Here is a 22,144-nt window from a genome sequence, read left to right as displayed (position 1 = left end):
GCCCCGGGGCCGGGGCGGGGGCAGGCTGGGGGGTGAGAGACAGACCCGGCCCTGCCGCACCCCGGCTCGGAGCGCGCCCGGACCGGCCGAGGAGACGGAGCCCGCCATGACCGACATGAGCGAACGGGCCGGGATGAGCACGGACCGTGACGAGGACGTCCGCGCCGCGGATCCCGAAGAGGGCATCACCTCGATGCAGAACCTGCACGCGCAGGACACCTCCCAGGCGGAGGGCGAGCCCACCCTGGAGGAGTCCGGTCCGGACCGCTGAACAGCTGTGAGCACCCGACCGCCCGGTGGGACCGGGCGGTCTTCGCGACCGCAGGTGTCGCTGCCCGGACAGCGGCTCACCGGCGGGGGAGGATAAGCGCATGACCGAACACGATCAAAACGGCAGGCAGGCCCGACCGCCCGTCGACCCGCGCACGTCGTGGGCGACCTGGACCACGCAGTCGATCATCAGCGGACCCGGCGGGGTCACCACCACCGAGATCGGCCCCATCTCCGGCGACCTCACCGTGCACACCACCTGGGCGGACGGCGAGGCCCGGCTCACCGTCCAGTACACCGGCGCGCTGGACTGGTACACGGTGACCGGCAGCCCCGTCCCGGCGGCCGACGAGACCACCGCGCGGGCGATACACCAGGCGATGGTGAACGGCGTCAAGGCCGGCCGTGGCGCGGCCGCCCCGGCGCCGCCGGACAGGCCCTAGGAACCTCAGTCCCCCGGGACGACCTCGCCCCGCACCGCCGGCGCCGCGGCGGCCCAGTAGGCGCGGTCGGCCGGGGGACGCGCACGCAGATCGGCGCGGACCTCGCCGGCCAGCCGGCGGGTGTCGCGCCGATTGACGGTGGCGCCGATGCCGGCGCCGACCAGCAGCGGGGTGAGCGACGGCAGGCGGCGCAGCGAGCTGCGGGTGAGCCGGCGGCTGAGCTGCTGGCGCACCTCCGCCCCGAGCGCCAGGGCGGCGAACCCGGCCGGCCGGGACAGCAGCCTCGCGTCGATGCCCCGGCGGTTGGCCCAGGCGGCCAGGTAGGCCCCGGCCCGCTGGGTGACGCTGCCGGGCGCCCGGGCGCCGTAGACCTCGTGCAGTTCGGCGATCAGCTTGATCTCCACGGCCGCGACGGCGAGCGTCTCCGCCGCGATCTCCACCGGCATCGCGGGCGGCACCGGCAGCATCGCCGCCGCGCCCACGCCGGCGCCGAGCGCGCCGGAGGCCCGGACCGCGCCGGTGACCAGCAGGTCGGCCAGCGCCTCGGGGTCGGCCGCGCCGGGGTGCTGGGCGCGCAGCGTGGCGAGGTCGCGCACCGGGATCCGCGGCGCGGCCTGCACCAGCTGCTCGGTGAGGGCGCGGCCGCCGAACGCGGCACCCTTGGCGGCGACCCGGCCGCCCCGGCCGAGCAGGCGGGCCACGTTCGCCACCAGGGCCCGGCCCCGGCCGCGGCCGGCCCGGTACTCGGCGATCCGCCACTCGCCCCCGGGCTGCTCGGCCTGCTCGACCAGTTCGGCGAGCTCGCCGGCCAGGCCGGCGTCGGGCACGGCGGCGGGGGTGGGGGCGGGCTCGGGGACAGGCCTGGAACGTCCGGGTTTACGGAAGACTGCCATAGATGTCCGGTACCCCCTCCGCTCCCGGGGTACGCCCTACCCGGTGATCTCGACCCCGTGCCAGAACGCCACCCGGCCGCGGATCTCCTCGGCCTCCGGCTTCGGGTCGGCGTAGAACCAGGCCGCGTCGGGGTTGGTCCGCCCGTCCACCTCCAGCGTGTAGTAACCGGCGGTGCCCTTCCAGCTGCAGACGGTGGTGGTGTCGGACGGACGCAGGAATTCGGTCCGGACGGATTCGACCGGAAAGTAGTGGTTGCCCTCGACGACGACGGTCTCGTCGCTCTCGGCGACGACGGTGCCCTGCCAGCGCGCTGTGGTCATGCGGCCGATTGTGCCCCAGGGGCGGGCCGCACCCGGGTGCTTCGCGGAAATCGTCGGCGGATGCCGGACGCCGGATTCCAGACGGCCGGGGCGGCGGTCAGGGCAGCGGCTCGGCGTGGACCGGCAGGTGCGGGGACTGGTGGCCGCCGCTGGCGAGCATCCGGACCTCGCCGGCGTCGCTGATCTCGGCGCGGACGATGCCGCTGGCGTCCTCGTACACCGGGTGTCCGCCCGGGCCCGTCGCGCTGGTGCGGACGACCACGACGACGTCCTGCGGGGCCTGGGTGCCGGGGGTGCCGGGGAAGGTGAGCACGTAACGGTTCGCGGGGGTCATCTCCATCTCCTGTCCCGATTGTCCCGATCTCCTGGTCCCGATGCGCGGCCGCGGTCGGCGGGCCCGCCCGACGGCGGTCGGCCTACGCGGTGGCCTCGGCGGCCCGGGCGGGCGCGCCGCGGACCTCCAGCTCGGTGAGCAGCCGGGCGGTGGCCTCGGCGACCGCGTCCACGGCCCGGTCGAAGGCCTCGCGGTTGTGCGCCGCCGGGGCGCGGAACCCGGACACCTTGCGGACGTACTGCAGCGCGGCGGCGCGGAAGTCGTCCTCGTCGGCGTCGAGCGTCACCGGCGGGCGCAACGTCTTGATGTTGCGGCACATGCACCCAGTCTCGCGCGTGGACGCCGTACTGGCGACCCCCTCCCGTCACACGCACCTCACGGCGGCGTCATCCGGCCGGATTAGGATGCCGGACGAACGAATCCCCCCGTCCCGCCGCGCCTCCCCGTCCGCGGGCGTCACCCCGGAGTCACCCCCTTGCCTCTCGCGCTGCTCGCGCTGGCCGTCACCGCGTTCGCCATCGGCACCACCGAATTCGCCGCCATGGGGCTGCTCCCCCAGGTCGCCGACGATCTGCACGTCTCCATCCCGCAGGCCGGCTGGCTGATCTCCGCGTACGCGCTGGGCGTGGTCATCGGCGCCCCGCTGCTCACCGCGCTGGCCTCCGGCCGGTCGCGCAAGGCGGTGCTGGTGGCGCTCGCCGGGCTGTTCGCCACCGGCAACCTGCTGTGCGCGCTCGCACCGGACTTCTGGACGCTGGCCGCCACCCGGCTGATCACCGGACTGCCGCACGGCGCGTTCTTCGGGGCCGGCGCGGTGGCCGCGGCCGAACTGGTGGCCCCGGACCGCCGGGCCCGGGCGGTGGCCGTGATGTTCTCCGGCCTGACCATCGCCAACATCGTCGGTGTGCCGGCCGCCACGCTGCTGGGCCAGCACCTGGGCTGGCGGGCGACCATGCTGGTGGTCGTCCTGATCGCCGCCGCCGGGACGCTCGCCATCGCCCGGCTGGTGCCTTCACTGCCCTCCCCCGGGCAGGCCGGCCTGCGGCACGAGCTGCGGGCCTTCCGCAACGGGCAGCTGTGGCTGGCACTGGCCACCGTGGTGTTCGGCTGCGGCGGCTTCTTCGCCTGCTACAGCTACATCGCGCCGCTGCTCACCGAGGTCTCCGGGTACGCCACCGGCTCGGTGACGCTGGTGCTGGCGCTGTTCGGGGTGGGGATGACGATCGGCAACGTGATCGGCGGGTTCGCGGCCGACCGGGCGCTGCGCCCGACGGTCTGCGCCGCCTTCGTGCTGCTGGCCGCCACCCTGGCGCTGTTCGCGGTGACCGCGCACGCCCGCTGGTCGGCCGCCGTCACGGTGGTGCTGATCGGGCTGTTCGGCTTCGCGATCGTGCCGGCCGTGCAGACGCTGGTCCTGCAGAAGGCGCGCAGCGCGCCGACGCTGGCCTCGGCGACGGTGCAGGGCGCGTTCAACCTGGCCAACGCGCAGGGCGCCTACTTCGGCGGGCTGGCCCTGGACGCCGGGTTCGGCTGGACGGCGCCGACGCTGGTGGGCGCCGGCCTGGCCGCTGCGGGCGCGCTGATCGCGGTGCTCGCCTGGGCGGCCGACCGGCGCCGGCCCGTGCCCGCCGCACCGGAGCCCGCCGCGACGGCTGCGGCCGCGGCGGCTCCGGTCGGCGTCCAGAACTAGGGCTGGGCCTGGGCCTGGGGCTGGGCGAGGGGTTCGAGCTCGCGGTGGGCGGCGGCCAGCAGCAGGTAGCCCTCGCCGTTGGCCTTGATGCCGGCCTTCTCGTCCTCGGTCAGCTCGCGGCGGACCTTGGCCGGGACCCCGGCGACCAGCGAGCCGGGCGGCACCCGCATGCCCTGCGGCACCACCGCGCCCGCCGCGACCAGCGAACCGGCGCCGATCCGGGCGCCGTTGAGGACGGTGGCGTTCATCCCGACCAGGGCGTCGTCCTCGACCACGCAGCCGTGCAGCACCGCGTTGTGCCCGACCGAGATCCGCTCGCCGACCACCAGCGGGAAGCCCGGGTCGGCGTGCAGGGTGCAGTTGTCCTGGATGTTGCTGTCCCGGCCCACGGTGATGGACTCGGCGTCGCCGCGCAGCACCGCCCCGTACCAGACGCCCGCGCCGGGGCCGATCGTCACGTCCCCGACCACGACGGCGTTCGGCGCGAGGAAGGCGCCCGGGTCGACGGTGGGCACCTTGCCCCCGACTGCGGCGATCAGCGGCTCTGCCATGTCTCGTCCTCCTGGTGACGGTCGGCCGTTCCTGTCGCCGGACAGCGTAGGGGGCGGTCCGGTCCGCGGCACCCGCCCTACCCCTGCCCGCCGCAGAGGCCGGCGTTCACCGCCCGCTGCCAGGTGGCGAGGGCCGCGGCCGGATCCGGCGTGTCGTAGAAGGTCGTGCTGTTGGCGAACTGGCGCTTCCCGTCGAGCGAGCCGAGCATCATCGTGCTGTAGCCGGGGATCCCGCCGGCGTGGCCCCAGAACGCACCGCACGGGGTGTCCACCCGCTGGAGGCCGAGCCCGTAGGCCTGGCCCCCGCCGTGGGCGGTGGTCTTCTGCATCTCGGCGAGTTCGGCGGGGCGCAGCAGCCGGCCGCCGAGCAGGGCGCGGATGAACGTCGTCAGGTCCGCGGTGGTGGAGATGCCCGCGCCGGAGGGGCCGGCCATGGAGGGGTTGAGCGCGGTGACGTCGGCCGGGCCGCTGTCGAGCTTGAGGTAGGCGTGGGCGTGCGGGCCGGGGATGGCCGGGGAGTAGAGCGGCATCGAGGTGCCCGTCAGGCCGAGCGGGCGGATGATCCGGCGTTCCACCTCCTCGTTCCAGCCGTGGCCGGTGAGGCGTTCGATGATCAGCGCGACCAGGGCGTAGTTGGTGTTGGAGTACTGCCAGTCCTGGCCGGGGCGGAAGGCGGGCGGGTACTTGTCGGCGAGGTCGACCTGGTCCTGCGGGCTGTAGGACGTGTAGCGGCCGGTGTCGAGCCAGTTCTGGTCGTAGGAGTTGAAGGCCGGGTCCTGGGTGTAGTCGGCGACGCCGCTGGTGTGGTCGAGGAGTTCGCGGACGGTGATGTCCGCGCTGTTCGGCACCGCGCCGGGCAGCAGGCTCTCCAGGCGGTCGTCCAGTCCCAACCGTCCCTCGCCGACGAGTTGGAGCAGCACGGTGGCCACGAAGGTCTTGGTGGTGCTGCCGATCCGGAAGCGGCCCGCGGGGTCGGCGGGGGTGTCGGCGCCGAGCCGGGCGACGCCGCCGGCGGCGCGGTGGACGAGCCGGCCGTTCTCCCGCACGGCGGCGAGGGAGGACGTGGCGACGTTCTTCGCGGTCAGGTCGGCGAGGGCGGTGTCGAGGGCCGTCCAGTCGGTGCCGCGGTCGGTGGCGCTCGCCGGGCGGGCCGCGTCCTGGGCGGCGGCGGCCGGGGCGAGCGCGGCGATCAGGCCCGCGCCCGCGAGGGCCGCGACAGCGGCGCGCAGGGCCGGCCCGCGTCGGCGGCGCCGGGTGGTGGCGGCTGGGTCGGTGGTCATGACGTCCTCCCTGGTCCGGCCGGCAGGGCCGTCAACCTCAGCCGCTGCCACGGTCTTTGACACCATGGCAGGGTGACTGCGGGGCGGTCGTCAGCCTCCGGGGCGGCGCGTCTGCTACCTGGGGAGGGGCGTGACCCTGACGGGTTCCCGGAGTCGCGCCCCCGAGACGGGTCGGGGGCGCGGCGGGCCGGGGCGGGTCAGGAGGCCGGTGCCTTGGTGCGCAGGATCTCGATGAACGCGCGCAGCCACGCCGGGTGGTCGGGCCAGGCGCGGGCCGAGACGACCACGCCGTCCACCACCGCCTCGCCGTCGACGAATTCGGCGCCCGCCGCCTTCACGTCCGGCGCCAGCGCCGGGTAGGCGGAGCTGCGGCGGCCGGACAGCACCCCGGCGGCGGCGGTGATCAGCGGGCCGTGGCAGATCTGTGCGACCGGCTTGTCGCCCGCGAAGAAGTGCTGGACGATCCGCTGCACGTCCGGGTCGTTGCGCAGGTACTCGGGGGCGCGGCCGCCGGGGATGACCAGCGCGACGTAGTCGGCCGGGTCGACGTCGGCGAAGGCGAGGTCGGCGGGCCAGGTGTAGCCGGGCTTCTCGGTGTAGGTGTCGTAGCCGTCGACGAAGTCGTGGACGACGAACTGGAGTCGCTTCCTGGTCGGGGCGGCGATGTCGACCTGGTAGCCCTCCTCGCGCAGCCGCTGGTACGGGTAGAACACCTCCAGCGACTCGGCGGCGTCCCCGGTGACGAGCAGGATCTTCGATGTCATCGCCGACATCCCTCCACATGGTCGAGCGTCCGACACGGCGTGGGCCCCGGCCGGTGGCCACCGGCCGCGGGCCCGGACCAACCTCCCGCACCGGCCGTGCCGTTGGCAACAGGGCGCACCGGGCGTACTGCGGCGCGTCACCGGGCGTACGCGCCTGCCGAGGGCCGTGCGCGCCGGGTCACCGCCCGGCTGCGGACCACGGCTGCCCGCGTCCTAGACTCCTGCTGCCCGCCACGACCGCACACCGGAGGAGCCCATGCCGGACCGCACCACCCACCTCGTCCTGCCCGGCTACCAGAACTCGGGCCCGGAGCACTGGCAGACCCGCTGGGAGGCCGCCGAGCCGGACACCTTCCGCCGGGTCCAGCAGGCGGACTGGGACCACCCCGACCGGAACGACTGGATCGCCCGGGTGGACGCGGCGGTGGCCGAGGCCGCCGCCGACGGGCCGGTGGTGCTGGTCGCCCACAGCCTCGGCTGCGTCACGGTGGCCCGCTGGGTGGCTACCGCTCCCGCCGGGCGGACCGCCGCGGTGCGCGGCGCGCTGCTGGTCGCCCCCGCGGACATCGACACCGCCGAAGTCCCGCAGCTGACCGGCTTCCGGCCGGTGGCCCTGGCGCCGTTCCCGTTCCCGGCCGTCGTCGTCGCCAGCACCGACGACCCGTGGGTCAGCCCCGAGCGGGCCCGGTTGTTCGCCGACGCGTGGGGCGCCCGGTACGTCGAGCCGGGCGCGTACGGACACCTCAACTCGGACTCCGGGCTGGGCGACTGGCCGGAGGGCCGCAAGCTGCTCGCAGAGCTGTGACGCATCGGACGGGGGGACGATGAGGAACCGGATGCCGAAGGCCAGGCGCGCCCTGGTCCGGCTGCTGCTGGCGGGCGGGGCGGCGGCCGTGCTGCTCTACACCGAGGGGCAGTGGGAGAGCCGCTCGGGCGGGCTGATGCTGGTCGCCGACCTGCTCAACCGGCCCGAGCTGCTGCTCGGCGCGGCGCTGGCCGCGCTGATCGCCGCCGCCTGGCTGGGCGACCGGCGCACCGCCGTACGGACGGCCACCCGGGCGGTCACGGTGACGGCCGGGGTGGTGTTCCTGCTCGGTGTGCTGGCCGCGCACAAGGTCTCGGCGGCCGAGACGCGCAGCCGGGAGACCGCCCCGGCCCGCCCGGAGCTGGCCCTGGTCGTGGTGCACCGCTCGTACGCCACCGCGCCGAAGGACAACGACGACTGGCAGGTGCTGCTGGAGGTCGGTGCGGGCTGGTCCGGGCGGCGCTGGTCGCTGGCCCAGATCGGCCGGGCACCGGACGACGCCCGGCTGGTGGAGGCGAGTTGGACCGGCCGGGACCAGATCACCGTGGTCACCGACTCCTACCGGCGGGTCTTCAACCTGGACCAGGACACCGGGGAGCCGGTCGAGGCACGGTAGCGTCCGCGCCACGGCGGCCCCACCGCGAGGGCGAACCGCCTGAGTACGGGTACTCAGGCGGGGCCGGGCGGCTCACTGGTCCTGGTTGTCGCCGGGGTCGGCCGGCGCGGCGGGGGCGAACGGGGTGGACTGCCCGGCCGGCGTGGACGGCGCGGAGCGGCCGACCGGGCTGTTCGGGTTGAGCGGGCCGACCGGGTTGCCCGTGCTGCCCTGATTGCCGGTGCTGCCCGGGGTGCTCAGGGCGCCGGGGCTGCTCGGGTTGCCGGGGCTGCTCGGCCGCTGCTTGCCCGAGCCGCTCCCGCAGGTGCCGGTCGGCGAGCCGCTGGGGGTGACGCAGTTCGGGTCGCGCTTGGGCGGGTCCGGGATGTAGACCGTCGGGAACTCCTTCTCCGGCATGTTCCGGACGGCGTCGCTCATCGCCTGCTCCCAGATCGGGCCCGGGCCGGTCGCGCCGAAGACCTCCTGCTGGTAGTGGCCGCCGATCCGGATGTTCTTCATCGGCACCTTGGTGCCCGGGCTGCCCAGCCAGACCGAACCGGCCAGGTTGCCGGTGTAGCCGGTGAACCAGGCCGACTTCTTCTCGTCCGTCGTCCCGGTCTTGGCCGCGATCTGCCGGCGGTCGTCCAGCCTCAGCTCCTTGGCGGTGCCCTTCTCCGTCACCCCGAGCAGCACGCTGTTGATCACGTCGGCGGTGTCCGTGGACATCGCCTCGGTGCACTTGGCCGGGCTCACCGGGACGTCCTTGCCGTCCACCGTGGAGATCTTGTTGATCGCCAGCGGCGCGCAGTAGGTGCCGCGGGCGGCGAAGCTCGCGTACACGTTCGCCATCGTCAGCGGGCTCACCTCCTGGGTGCCGAGGCCGAGGGCGGGCAGCTCCTGCAGCGGGTCACCGCTGGCCTTGCCGGTGACGCCCAGCTTGTTGGCCATCTGCTTGACCGCGCAGAGGCCGATCTCCTGCTCCATCTGCACGAAGTAGGTGTTCACCGAGAGGGCCATCGCCTCCTTGAGCTCGTACGGGCCGACCTCGCGCGCGCTCTCGTTCGGGATGCTGCCCTCCTTCTTGCCCTTGCTCAGGTTCTTCCAGGTGCCGTCGCAGGTCTTCATCGTCGGCCAGTCCATGCGGTTGGGCGAGTCGTACCGCTGGGTGGGCGGCAGGCCGGCCTCCAGGGCTGCGGCGGCCACGATCGGCTTGAAGTTGGAGCCGGGCTGGAAGCCGATGCCGCCGCCCATCGCCGCGTCCACGTTGTAGTTGACGACGGTCTGGTTCTTCTCCTTCGCCAGACCGTAGGGGCGGGTCTGCGCCATCGCCAGGATCTTGCCGGTGCCGGGCTCGACCATCGTCATCGCCGCCGAGACCGGGTCGGTGACGTACACCTGCTCGGAGACGGCCTTCTGGGCGGCGGCCTGCTTCTCCGGGTCCAGCGTGGTGTAGATGTTGAGGCCGCCGGTGTCCCACAGCTTCTTGCGCTCCGCGGCGCTCTTGCCGAACACCGGGTCCTGCTTGACCACGTGGCGCACGTAGTCGCAGAAGAAGCCCATGCCGGCCTGGGCGGTGATGCAGCCGTTCTGCGGGTCCTGGTACTTCAGGCCCAGAGGAGCGGCCTTGGCCTCCCTGGCCTGGTCCGCGGTGATGTGCTTGTTCTCGACCATCTTGTCGATGACGGTGTCCCGGCGCTTCTGCGCGGCCACCGGGTGCAGCTTCGGGTCGTACTGGGACGGGTTCTGCACCAGCCCGGCGAGCATGGCCGCCTCGGGGAGGGCGAGGTCCTTCGCGTCCTTGCTGAAGTACCGCTGGGCGGCCGCCTGTATGCCGTACGCCTGGTGGCCGTAGAAGGTGATGTTCAGGTAGTTGGTGAGGATCTGATCCTTCGTCAGGTCCTCCTCCAGCTTGATGGCGTACCGGAGTTCCTGGATCTTGCGGCCGAGCGTCTTGCGCTGCGCCTCCAGGACGGCCACCGGGTCGTCGCCGGCCTTCTCCACGTTGACGTTCTTCACGTACTGCTGGGTCAGCGTCGACGCGCCCTGGACGGCGGCGCCGCTCTCCGCGTTCTTGGTGATCGCCCGCAGGATGCCCTTGAGGTCGACGGCGCCGTGCTCGTAGAAGCGGGCGTCCTCGATGTCCACCTGCGCCTGGCGCATCAGCGGTGACATCTGCTCGGCGGGTATCACCGTGCGGTCCCGCTCGTAGACCTTGGCGATCAGGCCGCCCTTGGCGTCGAAGACCTGGGTGGCCTGCGACAGCGCCGGCGCCTTGAAGTCGTCGGGGATGCTCTCGAAGCCCTCGGCGCTGCTCTTGGCCCCGAGCCCGACGGCGCCCGCCGCGGGAAGGATGAGACCGGCCAGCAGGACACCGCCGAGAGTGCAGCAGCCGAGGAACGTGACCGTGTGACCCAGGAATCCGATCGGGGTCTCACGGCGCCGCGGGCGCGGCACCCAGGTGTCGCCCGCGTCCGGGGCAGGTATGCGGCTCTTCGGTGACATAACTGGAACACTACGGCCGCGAATACCGTGCCAGGGCAGGGTGTTGGCGAAGCTTTGTCACAAATCCGCCACAGATTCGGCTCATTCCAGCCGGTCGGACGGGCGCCCGGGTTCGGACAAGGACCGTTCGCCTACGGCCTGTTGCTCCCGCCCGGATGACCGCCCGCCCACCGCGCTCCGGCTACCGGAGGGTCAGGACGCGCGGGCCGTCCTCGGTGATGGCGACGGTGTGCTCGATGTGCGCGGCGCGACTGCCGTCCGTGGTGCGCAGCGTCCAGCCGTCCGGGTCGGTGCGGTAGTCGCCCCGACCGCCCGCCGTCAGCATCGGCTCCAGCGCCAGCACCAGGCCGGGGCGCAGCGGGTAACCCCGGCCCGGGCGGCCCTCGTTGGGCACGTGCGGGTCCTCGTGCATGCTCCGCCCGATGCCGTGCCCGCCGAAGCCTTCGAGCAGGCCGTAGCGCCCGGCGCGGGCGACCCTGCCGATGGCGTGCGCGATGTCGCCGATCCGGTTGCCGACCACGGCGGCGGCGATCCCGGCCTCCAGGGCGCGCCGGGTGGTGTCGATCAATGCCGCGTCCTCGGGCCGGGCGGCGCCGACGGTGAAGCTGACGGCGGAGTCCCCGGCCCAGCCGTCCAGGAGGGCGCCGCAGTCGATGCTCACCAGGTCGCCGTCGCGCAGCCGGTAGCCGTCCGGGATGCCGTGCACGACGGCGTCGTTCACCGAGGCGCAGATGACGGCCGGGAACGGCACGGGCGCGAAGGACGGCCGGTAGCCGAGGAACGGCGAGGTGGCGCCGGCCGCCCGCAGCACGCCGTGCGCCACCTCGTCCAGTTCCAGCAGGCTGACGCCCACGGCCGCCGCGTCCTGCACGGCGGCCAGCGCGTCCGCCACCACCCGCCCGGCTTCGCGCATCGCGCCCAGGGCGGCGTCCGACTTGATTTCGACCACGGTGAGTCGTCTCCCCTCGATCCAATTCTTATACCGGTATTTGTATCACGGTCGGAGGTGCACGGTCGGAGGTAGGGGCGGCCACGCGGCAGGACGGGAGCACCGAGGCGGGCACACGGCGTGACCCGGCGGGGAGGGCCTAGTATCGACGGCATGGTGAGGACTCCACTGACCCCGTGGGAGCGCGAGCGCGGGGAGCGCTTCGGGGCGCTGCTGCGCGAGGCGCGCGGCGCGCGCAGCATGGTCGAGGTGGCGGCGGTGGCCGGCGTCTCGGCGGAGACGCTGCGCAAGATCGAGACCGGACGGGCGCCGACGCCGTCGTTCTTCACCATCGCCGCGCTGGCGTTCGCGCTGGACCTGTCGCTGGACGAGCTGGCCGCCGTGTGCGCGCTCCCGGAGGACGGCGAAGCCCTCTCGGCGTGACGCCTCGATGCCTCAACGCCTTGCCGTCTTGCCGCCACGCCCTGCTCGTCCTGGCCGGGAGCTTCCTCTTCCCGGAGATCCCCGGGGCGGACGCCGACGGCTGAGCCCCGAACCGCGCTCCGGACGGCGATCCCGAACGGCGGCGGCCCGCCGGGCGCGTGCTGCGCCGGGCGGGCCGTCGTGGGGCGGGGAGGTGGTCAGTTCACGGAGCTGTTGTAGCTGTCGATGGCGGGCTGGAGCTCCTTGGCCGCGTCGGCCAGGGCCTGCTGGGCGGTCTTGGAGCCGGCGATGGTCTGCTCGATCGCGGTCTCGACGCCCTTGCGGGCCTGCGGCATCACGCCGAGCAGGCAGCCCGCGGTGGCCGGGGAGGGCTTGGTGGCCTTGAGCTGCTCGATGGCCGTCTGGAACTGCGGGTACTTGGCCACCCACTCCTTGTCCTTGGGGTCGTCCAGGGACTTGCGGTTGACCGGGAAGTAGCCGGTGCCGGTGTGCCAGGCGGCCTGCTGCTCGGGGGCGGTGACGAACTTCTCGAACTCCCAGGCGGCGCGCTTCTCGGCGTCGGAGTGGCCGGGGCCGCTGATCCACAGCGAGGCGCCGCCGATGACCGGGCCGCCCTGGTCGGCGGCGGCGAGCTTGGGGAAGGCCGCGGTGCCGACGGCGAACTTGGCGGCCTCGGTGTAGCCGCGCAGCACGCCGGTGGACTCCAGGTGCATGGCGACGGTGCCGGCCTTGAACGCGGCCTGGGCGTCGTCGGTGTTGCGGCCGGTGTTGGCCGCGTAGCCGCCCTTGACGAGGTCGGCCCACCACTGGACGATCTGCGCGCCCTGGGCGGAGTCGAACACGGCCTTGCCGGCCTTGTTGGTGCGGCCGTTGTCCTGGTCGCAGTACATGGTGCCGGACTCGGCGAGCAGCTGCTCGACGAACCAGCCGTAGATGGCGGCGCCGAAGCCGTAGCGGACGGTCTTGCCGTCGGCGTCCTTCTTGGTCAGCTTCTTCGCCAGCTCGCCGAGTTCGGCGAGGTCCTTGGGCGGCTGGGCCGGGTCGAGGCCGGCCTCCTTGAAGGCGTCGGCGTTGAGGTAGAGCAGCGGCATGGAGGAGTTGAACGGCATCGAGACGAGCTTGCCGCCGACGGAGTAGTAGTTGCGGATGTTCGGGTCGAGGTCGTCGAGGGCGAAGCCGTCCTTGTCGGCGAAGGCCTGGGCCGGGACGGTCTGCTTGGAGTCGATCATGAACCGGGTGCCGATGTCGTAGACCTGCACCAGGGCGGGGGTGCCCTTCTGCTGCACCGCGGCCTTGTACTTGGCGACCAGGTCGTCGTACTTGCCCTGGAACTGCGCCTTGACCTCGATCTTGCCCTGGTGGGCGGCGTTGAACTGGCTGACCAGCCCGGTGAGGACCTCGGCGTTCTTCCCCGTCATCGAGTGCCAGAACTCGACGCCGGTGACGCCCGAGGCCTGGTCGAGCGCCTGGGCGCCGGGGGCGGCGTCGGAGGAGCCGCCGGAGCCGGAGGTGGAGTCACCGGAGCTACAGGCGGTCAGGGACAGGCCGGCCACCAGCAGGGCCGCGAGCGCGCGGGCACTCTTCTTCACGGGAGGGTTCTCTCTCTGTCGGGAGGGACGTGCTCGAAGGAGCGGGAGGAGCGGGAGGAAGCGGCGGAGCGGGTCAGCGGACGGCGCCCGCGGTGAGACCGCGGACGATGAAGCGCTGGCCGAAGACCACCAGGGCGAGCGTGGGCAGCAGGGAGAGCACGACGCCGGCCAGGATCAGGCCCGGGTCGGACATCTCGGAGTCGCGCAGCGAGGTGAGGCCGATCTGCAGGGTCTGCATCTTCGCCGTGCGGGTGATGATGAGCGGCCAGAAGTACTGGTTCCAGGCGGACAGGAAGACGTAGATCGACAGCGCCGCCAGGGCCGGCTTGTTGAGCGGGACGACGATCCGCCACAGGAACCGCCAGTGGCCCGCGCCGTCGATCCGCGCGGCGTCGCGCAGTTCGCCGGGGAGCTGCCGGAAGGCCTGCCGCAGCATGAAGGTGCCGAAGCCGGAGGCGAGGAAGGGCAGCACCAGGCCGAAGTAGGTGTTCCCGAGCCCCCAACCGGACAGCGTCAGGTAGTTGGGGATGATGATGGCCTCCCACGGGACCATCAGCGTCGCCAGGAACACCCCGAACACCACGGCCCGCGCCTTGAGCGGCAGGAACACGAAGGCGTACGCGGCGAGGACCGAGGTGAACAGCTGGGCGAGCGTGATGACGGTCGCCACGATCGCCGAGTTGGCGTACTGCCTCGCCAGCGGGACGGTGTCGACGGCGCCGGCGAAGTTCCGCCCGGTGACCGAGTGGGGCACCAGTGCCGGCGGGTAGGAGGAGAGTTCGGACGGGCTCATGAAGGCGCCGGCGATCGCGTAGTACACCGGGAAGGCCACGGTGACGACGGCGACGGCGAGCAGCAGGTAGACGGCGGCGCGGCCGAGCAGGTCGCGCGGCGAGCGTCCGGCCAGCACGCGGGGGCGCGGGCGCGGCGCGGCGGCCCCGTCCTGGGCCCCGGGCCCGGCCTCGGTGGCGGTCACGGTCATGCGTAGTGCACCTTCCGCTCCAGGACGCCGAACTGGACGGCCGTGCAGGCGAGGACGACCACGAGCAGCACCACGGCCTGGGCACTCGCGGTGCCGAAGTCGCTGGAGCCGTAGGCGAAGGCCTTCTCGTAGACGGAGTAGACGAGGGTCCGGGTGGCGCCGTCGGGGCCGCCCTTGGTGAGGATGTGGATCTGGCCGAAACTCTGCAGCGAGTGGACGGTGGAGACCACGGTCAGGAAGAACAGGTTCGGGCCGAGCATCGGCACCGTGATCGAACGGGCCAGCCGCAGCCCCGAGGCGCCGTCGATCCGCGCGGCCTCCAGGATCTCGCCGGGGATCGAGCCGATGCCGGCGGACAGCACCAGCACGTTGTAGCCGAGGCTCATCCACACCGTGGTGACGGCCACCGAGACCAGCGCGTACCGGGAGTCGGTCAGCCAGCCGATCGGGCCCAGCCCGACGTGCGAGAGCAGGCCGTTGAGCACCCCGCTGGCGGGGTTGAAGAACACCGCGAAGACCACGGACGCGCTGGCCACCGAGAAGGCGAAGGGCAGCGCGAACGCGGAGCGCAGCAGCCGCACGCCCCGGATCCGGTTCTCCAGGAGCAGCACCAGCACCAGCGCGCCCAGCACGCCGGGCACCACGGTGAGCAGCGTGAACAGGGCGGTGGTGACGAGCGTGCGCCGGAAGTCCGCCGAGGTCAGCAACTCGGTGTAGTGCTTCAGCCCGACGTAGCGCGAGGGCGCGCCGAACAGGTCGTTGGCGTGTCCGCTCAGGTAGATGGTCCGTCCCAGCGGGTAGCCGATGAAGAGGACGAAGACCACCAGGGAGGGCAGCAGGAAGGCCCAGGCGAGGCCGTGCTCACCCCAGCGGCTTCGGCGGCCCTGGTGGGGCTTGGTGTGTGGTGCGGTCGGCATGGGTTTGCGCGTCCCGCCTTTCGTTGCGTCGGTTCCGGCCGAAACCGTGTCCTGCCCACACGACGGGTCGGAAACCCCACGGTGAGCAACGGGTGTCGTCGGGATTACGCGTTCGCGTCAGATTCGGCCGGTCGTGGGCGGACGGGCGTTGGGGCGCGTCCCCGGCCGGTCCTGGCGGGCGGGATGTGCGGCGCGCCCCCGCCCGTTCCGGTACGCCCTCCGGTGGCCCCGGACTGTCGGTGGGGCGTCGTACGGTTCCCGCATGGACGACACCGAGTTCGACATCCGGGCCGCGATGGCCGAATCGCTGCGGGGCCGCGCGGGCACCCGGGCGCTGGTCGAGGGCTTCGCCGCCTACTGGGGCGAGCCGCTGCGGCCCGGGGACGGCTTCGCGGACGCCGAACTCGACGCCGCGGAAGGGCGCCTGGGCCTGCGGCTGCCGGCCGCGCTGCGCGAGGCGTACCGACTGTTCGGCCGCCGGGAGGACCTCACCGGCAACCACAACCGGCTGCTGCCGCCGGAGGGACTGTTCGTCCTGGACGGCGCCCTGGTGTACCAGGAGGAGAACCAGTCGTGCGCGCACTGGGGCATACTGCTGGCCGACCTCGACCAGGACGATCCGCCGACAGTGGGCCGGCTCGACCTCGCGGACAAGTCGGCGGAGTGCTGGGAGCCCTGGGAGGAGCGCTTCTCAACGGCCGCGGCGGCGATGGTGATGGTGGAGAAGCTGCTGCAGGACGACGAGTTGAGCGTGTTCGCCGAGTGCGGGGTGGAGGTGCCGGAGGGGCTGGCGGAGCTGCCCCGGCTCGGCCGCGGCTGCCGCTGGTTCACCGGGCCGGACGTGCTGGTCGTCGAGGTCGACGAGGACCTCGTGGTGGCCAGGGCCCGGACCGAGGAGGCCCGGGACGCACTGGCCGAGCAGTGACCTGATGGCCCAACGACGTTGCACCGTAGGGCTGTTGGGCCATGGGCGGATCGGTCCGCGGCCCAACGACGGGGCGTCTGCCGGTCGTTGGGCCGCGGGTGGATCAGGCGGTGGCACCGCCGTCCAGGACGAGGTCGGCACCGACGGTGAAGCCCGCCTCGGACGAGGCCAGGTACAGCACCGCGGCGGCGATCTCCTCGACCGCACCCGCCCGGCCGACGGGGAGGCTCTCCTTCATCCGCGCGGCCTTGTCGTCGGCGTTCTCGCCGGGCCGGGTGGACATGCTGGTGTCCACCGGGCCGGGGCTCACCATGGTGATCCGGACGCCGTCCGCGATGTGGTCGAGGGCGGCGCTGCGGGTCAGCGCGGTGACGGCGGCCTTGCTCGCGGCGTAGGCGCCGAGGCCGGGCAGCCGCATGTGGACGCCGAGGTTGGACGACACGTTGACGATCGCGCCGCCGCCGTGAGCCCGCATGTGGCCGATCTGGTGCTTCATGGCGAGCCAGGTGCCGGTCAGGTTGACCGCGAACACCCGGTGCCACTCGTCCTCGTCGATGTCGGCGACCGGGCCGACGGCGCCGAGCACACCGGCGTTGTTGACGGCGACGTCCAGGCCGCCGAGGAGTTCGACGGTCTCCCGGACCAGCCGGGCGGCGTCCTGACCGTCCGCCACGTCGCCGGTCAGCGCCACGGCCTTGCCACCCGCCTGCTCGATCAGCTCGACCGTCTCGGCGAGCGGGCCCGCGCTGCGGCCCGCGACCGCGACCCGGGCACCCTCCCGGGCGAAGGCGAGCGCCACGGCCCGTCCGATACCGCTGCCGCCGCCGGTGACCAGGACGGACTTGTCGGTGAAACGCGTGGTCATGAGAGGTGCTCCTTGATCTGGATGGTGCGTTCTGGTGCGGTGTCGGCCTCTGTGGTGGCCTCGGGAGCCGCCCGCGCCGACAGGGCGACGGCGAGGGCGGTCAGCGCCAGGGCGGTGCCCGCCGCCGCGAAGGCCGTGGCGTAGCCGCCGACCACGCTCGGGCGGGTGGCGGCGAGCGCCATCAGGGCGGCCACCCCGGCGGTGGGGCCGAGTTCCATGGCGGTGTTGAGCACGCCCGCGGCAAGGCCGGTCCGTTCGGGCGGCACGCCCGCGGTGGCGAGCACGGCCGCGCCGGCGAAGGCGGTCGCGGCCCCGGCGGGCAGCAGGAGCAGCCCGGGCAGCAGCCCGGTGGCGTAGTCGCTGCCGGGCGCGAGGCCCGCCAGCAGGCCGAGCCCGGCCGCCGCGAGGGCGAGCCCTCCGGCGGTGACCGCGACGGCGCCGTAGCGGGCGGTCAGCGGCCCGGCCAGGCGGCCGGCCGTCAGCAGTGCCGCCGCGTACGGCAGGAAGGCGGCGGAGGTGGCCAGCACGCCCCAGCCGCGGACCTGTTGGAGGTAGAGCGCGAGCAGCAGGAAGGTCAGCGCGGTGCCGGCGGCGGTCGCCATGACGGCGGCGAGGGCGGTGGCCCGGCGGCGGTCGGCGAGGAAGCCGGGCGGCAGCAGCGGGTCGGCGGTGCCGCGTTCGACGGCGGCGAAGGCGAGCAACAGGGCGAGCCCGGCGGCCAGCGGCAGCAGTGTCCCGGGGCTTCGCCAGCCGTGCTCGGTGGACGCCACCAGCCCGTAACTGGCCGCGCAGACACCGGCGGCGGCCAGGGCGGCGCCGGGCAGGTCCAGCGCCGGCCGGCCGACGGCCGACGGTCGGCCGTCCGGTTCGGCGGGCGGCAGCGAGCCGGAGCGGGCCAGGCCGACGAGGGCGACCAGGACGGGCACCGCGAACAGCCAGCGCCAGGAGACCCAGGCGGCGACGGCGCCGGAGAGCAGGTTGCCCGCCGTGGCGCCGAGCACCGAGAGGCCGCCCCAGGCGGCCATCGCCCGCCGGTAGTCGGCGGGTTCGGGCCGCAGGACCCGGACCACGGCGACCGCCGCCGGGGCCGCCAGGGCGGCGCCGACGCCCTGGGCGAAGCGGCTCGCCAGCAGGACGGGGTAGCCGGGCGCGAGGGCGCAGGCGATCGAGGCGGTGCCGAGCAGGGCCAGACCCACCCGCAGCAGCCGGCGGCCGCCGTGACGGTCGGTCAGTCGGCCGCCGAGGAGCAGCAGGGCGCTGAAGGACAGTCCGTAGGCGGCGCTCAGCAGCAGCACGCCGGACGGGCCGAGCCCGAACTCCCTGGCCACCAGGGGCAGTGGCACGGACAGGATCATGATCGTGAAGATCAGCGTGGCCTGCACGCCGCCGAGCAGCGCGAAGCCGGGCCGGTCGGCCGTGGCGACGCTCATGGAAACCCCCCTCCCAAAAATGACCGTTCGGTCCAGTATCGGGACAGCACATGGCGACCTCCCCCGTCGCCCCGCCATCGCCCCGCGACCCGTCAGCCGACCCGTCAGCCGATCAGTCAGTCGAGCAGCACCAGCGCCTGTTCGGCGGCGTCCCGCACCCGGGACGCGCCGTCGGCGGTCCGGCCCAGCACCCGCACGCCCTGCAACAGCACCAGCAGCATCCGGGCCAGCGCCCTCGGGTCCCGCCCGGCGGGCAGTTCGCCCTGCGCCTCGGCCCGGACCAGGGCGGCGGTCAGCACCGTCTCCAGGTGGCCGAGTCCGGCCTCCACCCGGCGGGCCGCCGAGGGATCGTGCGCGGCGAGCTCGATGGCGGTGTTGGTGATGAAACACCCGCGCTTCAGCCCGTCCTCGGCGGACTCCGCCGCGAACCGGCGGACCAGCGCGCGGACGGCCGGCAGCACCGGGCCGGGCTGGGAGAGCTCGGCCAAGAGCACCGGGTCGGCCTGCTCGCCGTACCGCTCCAGCGCCCGCAGGAACAGTTCGTGCTTGCTGCCGAAGGTGGCGTAGATGCTCGCCCGGGCGATCCCGAGCTCCTCGACCAGGTCGGCCATCGAGGTGGCCTCGTAACCGCGCCGCCAGAACAGCTCAAGGGCCGACTGGAGCACGGCGTCCGGGTCGAATTCCTTCGTTCGCGCCATGGGTGAACGCTAACCCTTTCCAGAACGGTCGGTCAAGATCCACCTCGAAGGTCGCACACGTGGGATCTGACGGAGCATTGCCAAGTGGACTAGACCAAAGCTACCCTTGCCGCCCCGTACCTCCTCCTCCCCCCACAGGAGGCGTTTCCCCATGCCCGCGAACCTTCCCACCTCTCCCCAGCGGGCGGCCGAGGCCGCCCGCCCGCTCGTCCTGACGGCCTTCCGGGTCGTCGTCGGGCTGCTCTTCGCCTGCCACGGCGCCGCCTCGCTCTTCGGCGTCCTCGGCGGCACCAAGGGCGGCGGCACCGTCCCGCTCGGCCAGTGGCCCGGCTGGTGGGCCGCGCTGATCCAACTGGTCGGCGGCGCCCTGGTGCTGCTCGGCGTCGGCACCCGGACCGCCGCCCTGCTCTGCTCCGGCTCGATGGCGTACGCCTACTTCACCGTCCACCAGGAGCACTCCCTGCTGCCGCTGCAGAACGGTGGCGAACCCTCCGTCATGTTCTGCTGGGCCTTCCTCGCCATCGCGGTGCTCGGCTCCGGCCCCTACGCCCTGGACCGGCTGCTGATACGGCGCAGCACGGCCGAGCCGGCCGCCCAGCCCGCCCCGGCGGGAGCACACCCGGGCCAGGCCGGCTGAGCGCCCCCGGCCCGGCGGTCGGCTGAGAACCCGGCCGGCGGACGGCTGGACGGACGGCTCGACGGCTCGACGGACGGCACGGCTCGACGGCTCAGCGGCTCAGCGGACGGCACGACGGACTGACTTGTGCGGGGTCAGTCCGTCGACGGGCCAGGGCCGCGCCCGCCCGTCCTCACACCACGGTCGGCAGCGGCGGTTCGACCGCGAGCGGAGCGGTGGAGCGGGCCCGGTGCTGGGCGGCCCACGCGGCGAGGGCCACCGTGCAGGCGTGGTCCAGGTGGCGCAGCCCGGACCAGTCGAGTTCCACCGGCCGGTCGGCCGGCAGCCGTTCCAGGGCGTCCAGCAGCCGGGGCAGCCGCAGGAAGGTCGCGTTGCCGCTGAGCCGGACGCGCTGCAGGGCCTCGCCGGACGGCAGGACCAGTTCCTCCAGCCCGATCTGCAGGTGCGAGGTCTGCCAGGCGGACTTGGCCACGGCCAGGCCGATACCGATCAGCACACCCTCGAACAGGTCGGTGGCGATGATGGCGCCCGCGGTCACCGCGAGCACCAGCGCCTCGCCCCGGTGGTCGCGGCAGAGCGCGGCGATCCGCCGCAGCGGCACGAGCTTGGCGCCGGCGTGGACCAGGACGGCGGCCAGCGCGGTGAGCGGGACGAGCCCGAGCACGCCGGGCAGCAGCGCGGTGAACAGCAGCAGCCAGAGCCCGTGCAGGGTGCGCGAGGCCTTGGTCCGCGCCCCCGCCTGGACGTTGGCCGCGCTGCGGACGATCACCGCGGTCATCGGCAGGGCGCCGAGCAGCCCGCAGACGGTGTTGCCGATGCCCTGGGAGGTCAGCTCGCGGTCGTAGTCGGTGCGCCGGCCGTGGTGCATCCGGTCGACGGCGGCGGCGCTGAACAGCGTCTCGGCGGAGGCGATCAGGGTGAAGGCGACGACCGTACCGAGGCCGGCGGTACCCGCCACCGCGCCGAGCGCGGCACGGTCGGGCAGGTGGACGACGTCGAGCAGGCCGGCCACCCGGACCCTCGCCACCGGCAGGTCGGCGGCGGCCGTGACGGCGGCGGCCAGTCCGACGGCGGCCAGCGGCGCGGGGACGCCGCGGGCGACGCGCCCGGGCAGGTACTTCCAGCCGACCAGCACGAGCAGGGTGGCCAGGCCCAGGGCGACCGCGCTCGGGTTGGCCACGCCGGTGACCACGTCCGCCAGCAGGTCGGGCAGTCCGGCGATCTTCTCCGGCCCGGTGGCCGGGGCGCGGCGGTCGGCGAGCGCGTACAGCTGGCCGAACAGCAGGGTCAGCCCGATGCCGGCCAGCATGCCGTGCACCACCGAGGCGGACATCGCCCGGAACCAGCGGCCGAGCCGGAGGGCTCCCATCGCGATCTGGAGCAGCCCGGTGCCGAGGACGAGCAGGCCGAGGGCGGTGACGCCGAAGCGTTGGACGGCGTCGTAGACCAGGACGGTCAGCCCGGCGGCCGGGCCGCTGACCTGGAGGCTGCTGCCGGGCAGGACGCCGACGAGCAGGCCGCCGACGATGCCGGTGACCAGACCCAGTTCGGCGGGGACGCCGGAGGCGACCGCCACCCCGACGCACAGCGGCAGGGCGACCAGGAACACCACCAGCGAGGCGGGCAGGTCGTAGCGCCAGGGGACGGCGCGCAGCACGGCGAGCGGGGGCCGGCGGCGGCCCGGCGGGGCGGCCTTGCCGGGATGGCCCGGCGGGGCCTTGCGGCGGCGGGGCGTTCGGCTCACCCGGTCACCACCGGGGGGCGGGCAGGGAGACAGCGCATGGCGGCGTTCCTTTCGCGCGCCCGCCGCTGCGGGCACGCCGTCACAGGGGGTGAGGAGGTCACGGGGGCGAGGAGGGGAAAGAGAGGTGGACCGCACGGAGGGGGCGACAGCGGTACGGCCGCAGGTCCGGGTGGACCGGACGGCGGCGGCGGGTGTCGGGTCGGTGCGGCCAGGGGGTGCGTCCCTCGCTCGGGTGCGGCGGACCGGGCGCGCTGGTCCTGGACGGGACCGGCCGCCGGAGCTCCCCCGCTCCCGGACCGTCCCGAATCCCCCTTGCCGCGGCCTCAGTTGGACATCACGGGCCCGGCGTGCCACCGACGGTACCCAGGGGTGCGGGGTGGGCCGACCTCGGGCACCGTCCCTTCACCCGCACTGCACATCGGCCGCGCTTTCCGGCGCGGAACGGCCGGTTCCCCGGGTACACCAGCACGATCGGCGCCCACCTGTACGAACCCGGCCCCGCCTCCCCACCCCCGGACGCCCGTGGCGACCTGCGGT

At 73.9% G+C, this 22,144-nt stretch carries 24 protein-coding genes; 8 read left to right on the top strand and 16 right to left on the bottom strand.

All coding sequences use genetic code 11. The features are described from left to right. The first annotated feature begins 106 nt into the window (after nucleotides 1-106). Together ACFVTF_RS35085 and ACFVTF_RS35080 are read left to right on the top strand one after the other, a co-directional pair. Nucleotides 107-271 (top strand): hypothetical protein, encoded by a 165-nt coding sequence (locus ACFVTF_RS35085; protein WP_363621898.1) that lies wholly within the window; start codon nucleotides 107-109, stop codon nucleotides 269-271. A 100-nt stretch (nucleotides 272-371) separates the two neighbouring features. Next, a complete protein-coding gene (locus tag ACFVTF_RS35080) occupies nucleotides 372-713 on the top strand; it encodes a hypothetical protein (RefSeq protein WP_371515646.1) in 342 nt (113 codons plus the stop codon). Nucleotides 714-718: 5 nt separating this feature from the next. Here ACFVTF_RS35080 and ACFVTF_RS35075 read toward each other — a convergent pair whose 3' ends face one another. The 4 genes from ACFVTF_RS35075 to ACFVTF_RS35060 form a co-directional block, all read right to left on the bottom strand. Then, the gene (locus tag ACFVTF_RS35075) at nucleotides 719-1,540 is read right to left on the bottom strand and encodes a hypothetical protein (protein ID WP_387818059.1); all 822 of its coding nucleotides are present in this window, start codon (nucleotides 1,538-1,540) and stop codon (nucleotides 719-721) included. 102 nt (nucleotides 1,541-1,642) lie between these two features. Then, nucleotides 1,643-1,927 carry a DUF427 domain-containing protein gene (locus ACFVTF_RS35070; protein ID WP_387818058.1) on the bottom strand — a complete coding sequence of 95 codons (285 nt, stop codon included), beginning with the start codon at nucleotides 1,925-1,927 and terminating at the stop codon, nucleotides 1,643-1,645. A 97-nt stretch (nucleotides 1,928-2,024) separates the two neighbouring features. Beyond that, the gene (locus ACFVTF_RS35065) at nucleotides 2,025-2,261 is read right to left on the bottom strand and encodes a DUF6296 family protein (protein WP_350886018.1); all 237 of its coding nucleotides are present in this window, start codon (nucleotides 2,259-2,261) and stop codon (nucleotides 2,025-2,027) included. Between the two features lie 82 nt (nucleotides 2,262-2,343). After that, entirely contained in the window at nucleotides 2,344-2,580 is a 237-nt protein-coding gene (locus ACFVTF_RS35060; protein WP_350886016.1) for a DUF2277 domain-containing protein, read from the bottom strand. A 156-nt stretch (nucleotides 2,581-2,736) separates the two neighbouring features. Between ACFVTF_RS35060 and ACFVTF_RS35055 the strand changes: the two genes are divergently transcribed. Then, nucleotides 2,737-3,951: an MFS transporter gene (locus tag ACFVTF_RS35055; RefSeq protein ID WP_387818057.1), complete on the top strand. Its 1,215-nt coding sequence runs from the start codon at nucleotides 2,737-2,739 to the stop codon at nucleotides 3,949-3,951. On the opposite strand, the gene ACFVTF_RS35050 is transcribed toward ACFVTF_RS35055, so the two are convergent. The 3 genes from ACFVTF_RS35050 to ACFVTF_RS35040 all read right to left on the bottom strand — a co-directional run bounded on the left by ACFVTF_RS35050 (nucleotide 3,948) and on the right by ACFVTF_RS35040 (nucleotide 6,546). Beyond that, nucleotides 3,948-4,502, bottom strand: a complete 555-nt coding sequence (locus ACFVTF_RS35050) for a gamma carbonic anhydrase family protein (RefSeq protein ID WP_371515651.1) — start codon at nucleotides 4,500-4,502, stop codon at nucleotides 3,948-3,950. The genes ACFVTF_RS35055 and ACFVTF_RS35050 overlap by 4 nt on opposite strands. A 77-nt stretch (nucleotides 4,503-4,579) precedes the next feature. Beyond that, nucleotides 4,580-5,782, bottom strand: coding sequence for a serine hydrolase domain-containing protein (locus tag ACFVTF_RS35045; RefSeq protein ID WP_387818056.1), 1,203 nt, complete (start codon nucleotides 5,780-5,782; stop codon nucleotides 4,580-4,582). A gap of 197 nt (nucleotides 5,783-5,979) precedes the next feature. Continuing rightward, entirely contained in the window at nucleotides 5,980-6,546 is a 567-nt protein-coding gene (locus ACFVTF_RS35040) for a DJ-1/PfpI family protein (RefSeq protein ID WP_063346079.1), read from the bottom strand. Between the two features lie 256 nt (nucleotides 6,547-6,802). Here ACFVTF_RS35040 and ACFVTF_RS35035 point away from each other — a divergent pair, with 256 nt between their 5' ends. Next, nucleotides 6,803-7,351 (top strand): RBBP9/YdeN family alpha/beta hydrolase, encoded by a 549-nt coding sequence (locus ACFVTF_RS35035; RefSeq protein WP_387818055.1) that lies wholly within the window; start codon nucleotides 6,803-6,805, stop codon nucleotides 7,349-7,351. A gap of 31 nt (nucleotides 7,352-7,382) precedes the next feature. After that, nucleotides 7,383-7,967, top strand: a complete 585-nt coding sequence (locus tag ACFVTF_RS35030; protein ID WP_387818054.1) for a hypothetical protein — start codon at nucleotides 7,383-7,385, stop codon at nucleotides 7,965-7,967. Nucleotides 7,968-8,039: 72 nt separating this feature from the next. Here ACFVTF_RS35030 and ACFVTF_RS35025 read toward each other — a convergent pair whose 3' ends face one another. Both ACFVTF_RS35025 and map read right to left on the bottom strand, forming a co-directional pair. Continuing rightward, nucleotides 8,040-10,448: a transglycosylase domain-containing protein gene (locus ACFVTF_RS35025; protein ID WP_387818053.1), complete on the bottom strand. Its 2,409-nt coding sequence runs from the start codon at nucleotides 10,446-10,448 to the stop codon at nucleotides 8,040-8,042. A gap of 181 nt (nucleotides 10,449-10,629) precedes the next feature. Beyond that, nucleotides 10,630-11,397, bottom strand: coding sequence for a type I methionyl aminopeptidase (gene map / locus ACFVTF_RS35020; protein WP_387818052.1), 768 nt, complete (start codon nucleotides 11,395-11,397; stop codon nucleotides 10,630-10,632). Nucleotides 11,398-11,550: 153 nt separating this feature from the next. Between map and ACFVTF_RS35015 the strand changes: the two genes are divergently transcribed. Next, a complete protein-coding gene (locus ACFVTF_RS35015; RefSeq protein ID WP_063346085.1) occupies nucleotides 11,551-11,820 on the top strand; it encodes a helix-turn-helix domain-containing protein in 270 nt (89 codons plus the stop codon). 197 nt (nucleotides 11,821-12,017) lie between these two features. Here ACFVTF_RS35015 and ACFVTF_RS35010 read toward each other — a convergent pair whose 3' ends face one another. From ACFVTF_RS35010 to ACFVTF_RS35000, 3 genes are all read right to left on the bottom strand, one after another. After that, complete coding sequence (locus ACFVTF_RS35010) at nucleotides 12,018-13,409, bottom strand: ABC transporter substrate-binding protein (RefSeq protein WP_371515656.1); 1,392 nt, start codon at nucleotides 13,407-13,409, stop codon at nucleotides 12,018-12,020. A 73-nt stretch (nucleotides 13,410-13,482) separates the two neighbouring features. Next, the gene (locus tag ACFVTF_RS35005) at nucleotides 13,483-14,391 is read right to left on the bottom strand and encodes a carbohydrate ABC transporter permease (protein ID WP_371515657.1); all 909 of its coding nucleotides are present in this window, start codon (nucleotides 14,389-14,391) and stop codon (nucleotides 13,483-13,485) included. Then, on the bottom strand, nucleotides 14,388-15,308 hold the full coding sequence (locus ACFVTF_RS35000; RefSeq protein WP_371515658.1) for a carbohydrate ABC transporter permease: 921 nt from the start codon (nucleotides 15,306-15,308) through the stop codon (nucleotides 14,388-14,390). The genes ACFVTF_RS35005 and ACFVTF_RS35000 overlap by 4 nt, the downstream gene beginning before the upstream one ends. A 262-nt stretch (nucleotides 15,309-15,570) precedes the next feature. Here ACFVTF_RS35000 and ACFVTF_RS34995 point away from each other — a divergent pair, with 262 nt between their 5' ends. After that, nucleotides 15,571-16,233, top strand: a complete 663-nt coding sequence (locus tag ACFVTF_RS34995) for an SMI1/KNR4 family protein (protein WP_387818051.1) — start codon at nucleotides 15,571-15,573, stop codon at nucleotides 16,231-16,233. Between the two features lie 103 nt (nucleotides 16,234-16,336). On the opposite strand, the gene ACFVTF_RS34990 is transcribed toward ACFVTF_RS34995, so the two are convergent. From ACFVTF_RS34990 to ACFVTF_RS34980, 3 genes are all read right to left on the bottom strand, one after another. Beyond that, nucleotides 16,337-17,098, bottom strand: coding sequence for an SDR family NAD(P)-dependent oxidoreductase (locus tag ACFVTF_RS34990; RefSeq protein ID WP_387818050.1), 762 nt, complete (start codon nucleotides 17,096-17,098; stop codon nucleotides 16,337-16,339). Further along, nucleotides 17,095-18,528 (bottom strand): MFS transporter, encoded by a 1,434-nt coding sequence (locus tag ACFVTF_RS34985; protein WP_387818049.1) that lies wholly within the window; start codon nucleotides 18,526-18,528, stop codon nucleotides 17,095-17,097. The genes ACFVTF_RS34990 and ACFVTF_RS34985 overlap by 4 nt, the downstream gene beginning before the upstream one ends. Before the next feature lie 116 nt (nucleotides 18,529-18,644). After that, complete coding sequence (locus ACFVTF_RS34980) at nucleotides 18,645-19,226, bottom strand: TetR/AcrR family transcriptional regulator (RefSeq protein WP_387818048.1); 582 nt, start codon at nucleotides 19,224-19,226, stop codon at nucleotides 18,645-18,647. Nucleotides 19,227-19,377: 151 nt separating this feature from the next. On the opposite strand from ACFVTF_RS34980, the gene ACFVTF_RS34975 reads away from it, so the two are divergent. After that, nucleotides 19,378-19,863, top strand: a complete 486-nt coding sequence (locus ACFVTF_RS34975; RefSeq protein WP_387818047.1) for a DoxX family protein — start codon at nucleotides 19,378-19,380, stop codon at nucleotides 19,861-19,863. 172 nt (nucleotides 19,864-20,035) lie between these two features. On the opposite strand, the gene ACFVTF_RS34970 is transcribed toward ACFVTF_RS34975, so the two are convergent. Then, nucleotides 20,036-21,520, bottom strand: a complete 1,485-nt coding sequence (locus ACFVTF_RS34970; RefSeq protein WP_387818073.1) for a SulP family inorganic anion transporter — start codon at nucleotides 21,518-21,520, stop codon at nucleotides 20,036-20,038. Nucleotides 21,521-22,144 lie beyond the last annotated feature (624 nt).

The sequence above is a fragment of the Kitasatospora sp. NPDC057940 genome, assembly GCF_042887425.1.
In the GTDB taxonomy this organism is placed as follows: Bacteria; Actinomycetota; Actinomycetes; order Streptomycetales; family Streptomycetaceae; genus Kitasatospora.
Note: the sequence above shows the minus strand (reverse complement) of the source record. Positions and strands in the feature narration are given on the sequence as shown.

Coding starts and splice junctions, on each gene's coding strand:
- ACFVTF_RS35085 (WP_363621898.1), top strand. CDS start 107: ATGACCGACATGAGCGAACGGGCCGGGATGAGCACGGACCGTGACGAG.
- ACFVTF_RS35080 (WP_371515646.1), top strand. CDS start 372: ATGACCGAACACGATCAAAACGGCAGGCAGGCCCGACCGCCCGTCGAC.
- ACFVTF_RS35070 (WP_387818058.1), bottom strand. CDS start 1,927: ATGACCACAGCGCGCTGGCAGGGCACCGTCGTCGCCGAGAGCGACGAG.
- ACFVTF_RS35065 (WP_350886018.1), bottom strand. CDS start 2,261: ATGACCCCCGCGAACCGTTACGTGCTCACCTTCCCCGGCACCCCCGGC.
- ACFVTF_RS35060 (WP_350886016.1), bottom strand. CDS start 2,580: ATGTGCCGCAACATCAAGACGTTGCGCCCGCCGGTGACGCTCGACGCC.
- ACFVTF_RS35050 (WP_371515651.1), bottom strand. CDS start 4,502: ATGGCAGAGCCGCTGATCGCCGCAGTCGGGGGCAAGGTGCCCACCGTC.
- ACFVTF_RS35045 (WP_387818056.1), bottom strand. CDS start 5,782: ATGACCACCGACCCAGCCGCCACCACCCGGCGCCGCCGACGCGGGCCG.
- ACFVTF_RS35040 (WP_063346079.1), bottom strand. CDS start 6,546: ATGACATCGAAGATCCTGCTCGTCACCGGGGACGCCGCCGAGTCGCTG.
- ACFVTF_RS35035 (WP_387818055.1), top strand. CDS start 6,803: ATGCCGGACCGCACCACCCACCTCGTCCTGCCCGGCTACCAGAACTCG.
- ACFVTF_RS35030 (WP_387818054.1), top strand. CDS start 7,383: ATGCCGAAGGCCAGGCGCGCCCTGGTCCGGCTGCTGCTGGCGGGCGGG.
- ACFVTF_RS35025 (WP_387818053.1), bottom strand. CDS start 10,448: ATGTCACCGAAGAGCCGCATACCTGCCCCGGACGCGGGCGACACCTGG.
- ACFVTF_RS35015 (WP_063346085.1), top strand. CDS start 11,551: ATGGTGAGGACTCCACTGACCCCGTGGGAGCGCGAGCGCGGGGAGCGC.
- ACFVTF_RS35005 (WP_371515657.1), bottom strand. CDS start 14,391: ATGACCGTGACCGCCACCGAGGCCGGGCCCGGGGCCCAGGACGGGGCC.
- ACFVTF_RS35000 (WP_371515658.1), bottom strand. CDS start 15,308: ATGCCGACCGCACCACACACCAAGCCCCACCAGGGCCGCCGAAGCCGC.
- ACFVTF_RS34995 (WP_387818051.1), top strand. CDS start 15,571: ATGGACGACACCGAGTTCGACATCCGGGCCGCGATGGCCGAATCGCTG.
- ACFVTF_RS34990 (WP_387818050.1), bottom strand. CDS start 17,098: ATGACCACGCGTTTCACCGACAAGTCCGTCCTGGTCACCGGCGGCGGC.
- ACFVTF_RS34985 (WP_387818049.1), bottom strand. CDS start 18,528: ATGAGCGTCGCCACGGCCGACCGGCCCGGCTTCGCGCTGCTCGGCGGC.
- ACFVTF_RS34980 (WP_387818048.1), bottom strand. CDS start 19,226: ATGGCGCGAACGAAGGAATTCGACCCGGACGCCGTGCTCCAGTCGGCC.
- ACFVTF_RS34975 (WP_387818047.1), top strand. CDS start 19,378: ATGCCCGCGAACCTTCCCACCTCTCCCCAGCGGGCGGCCGAGGCCGCC.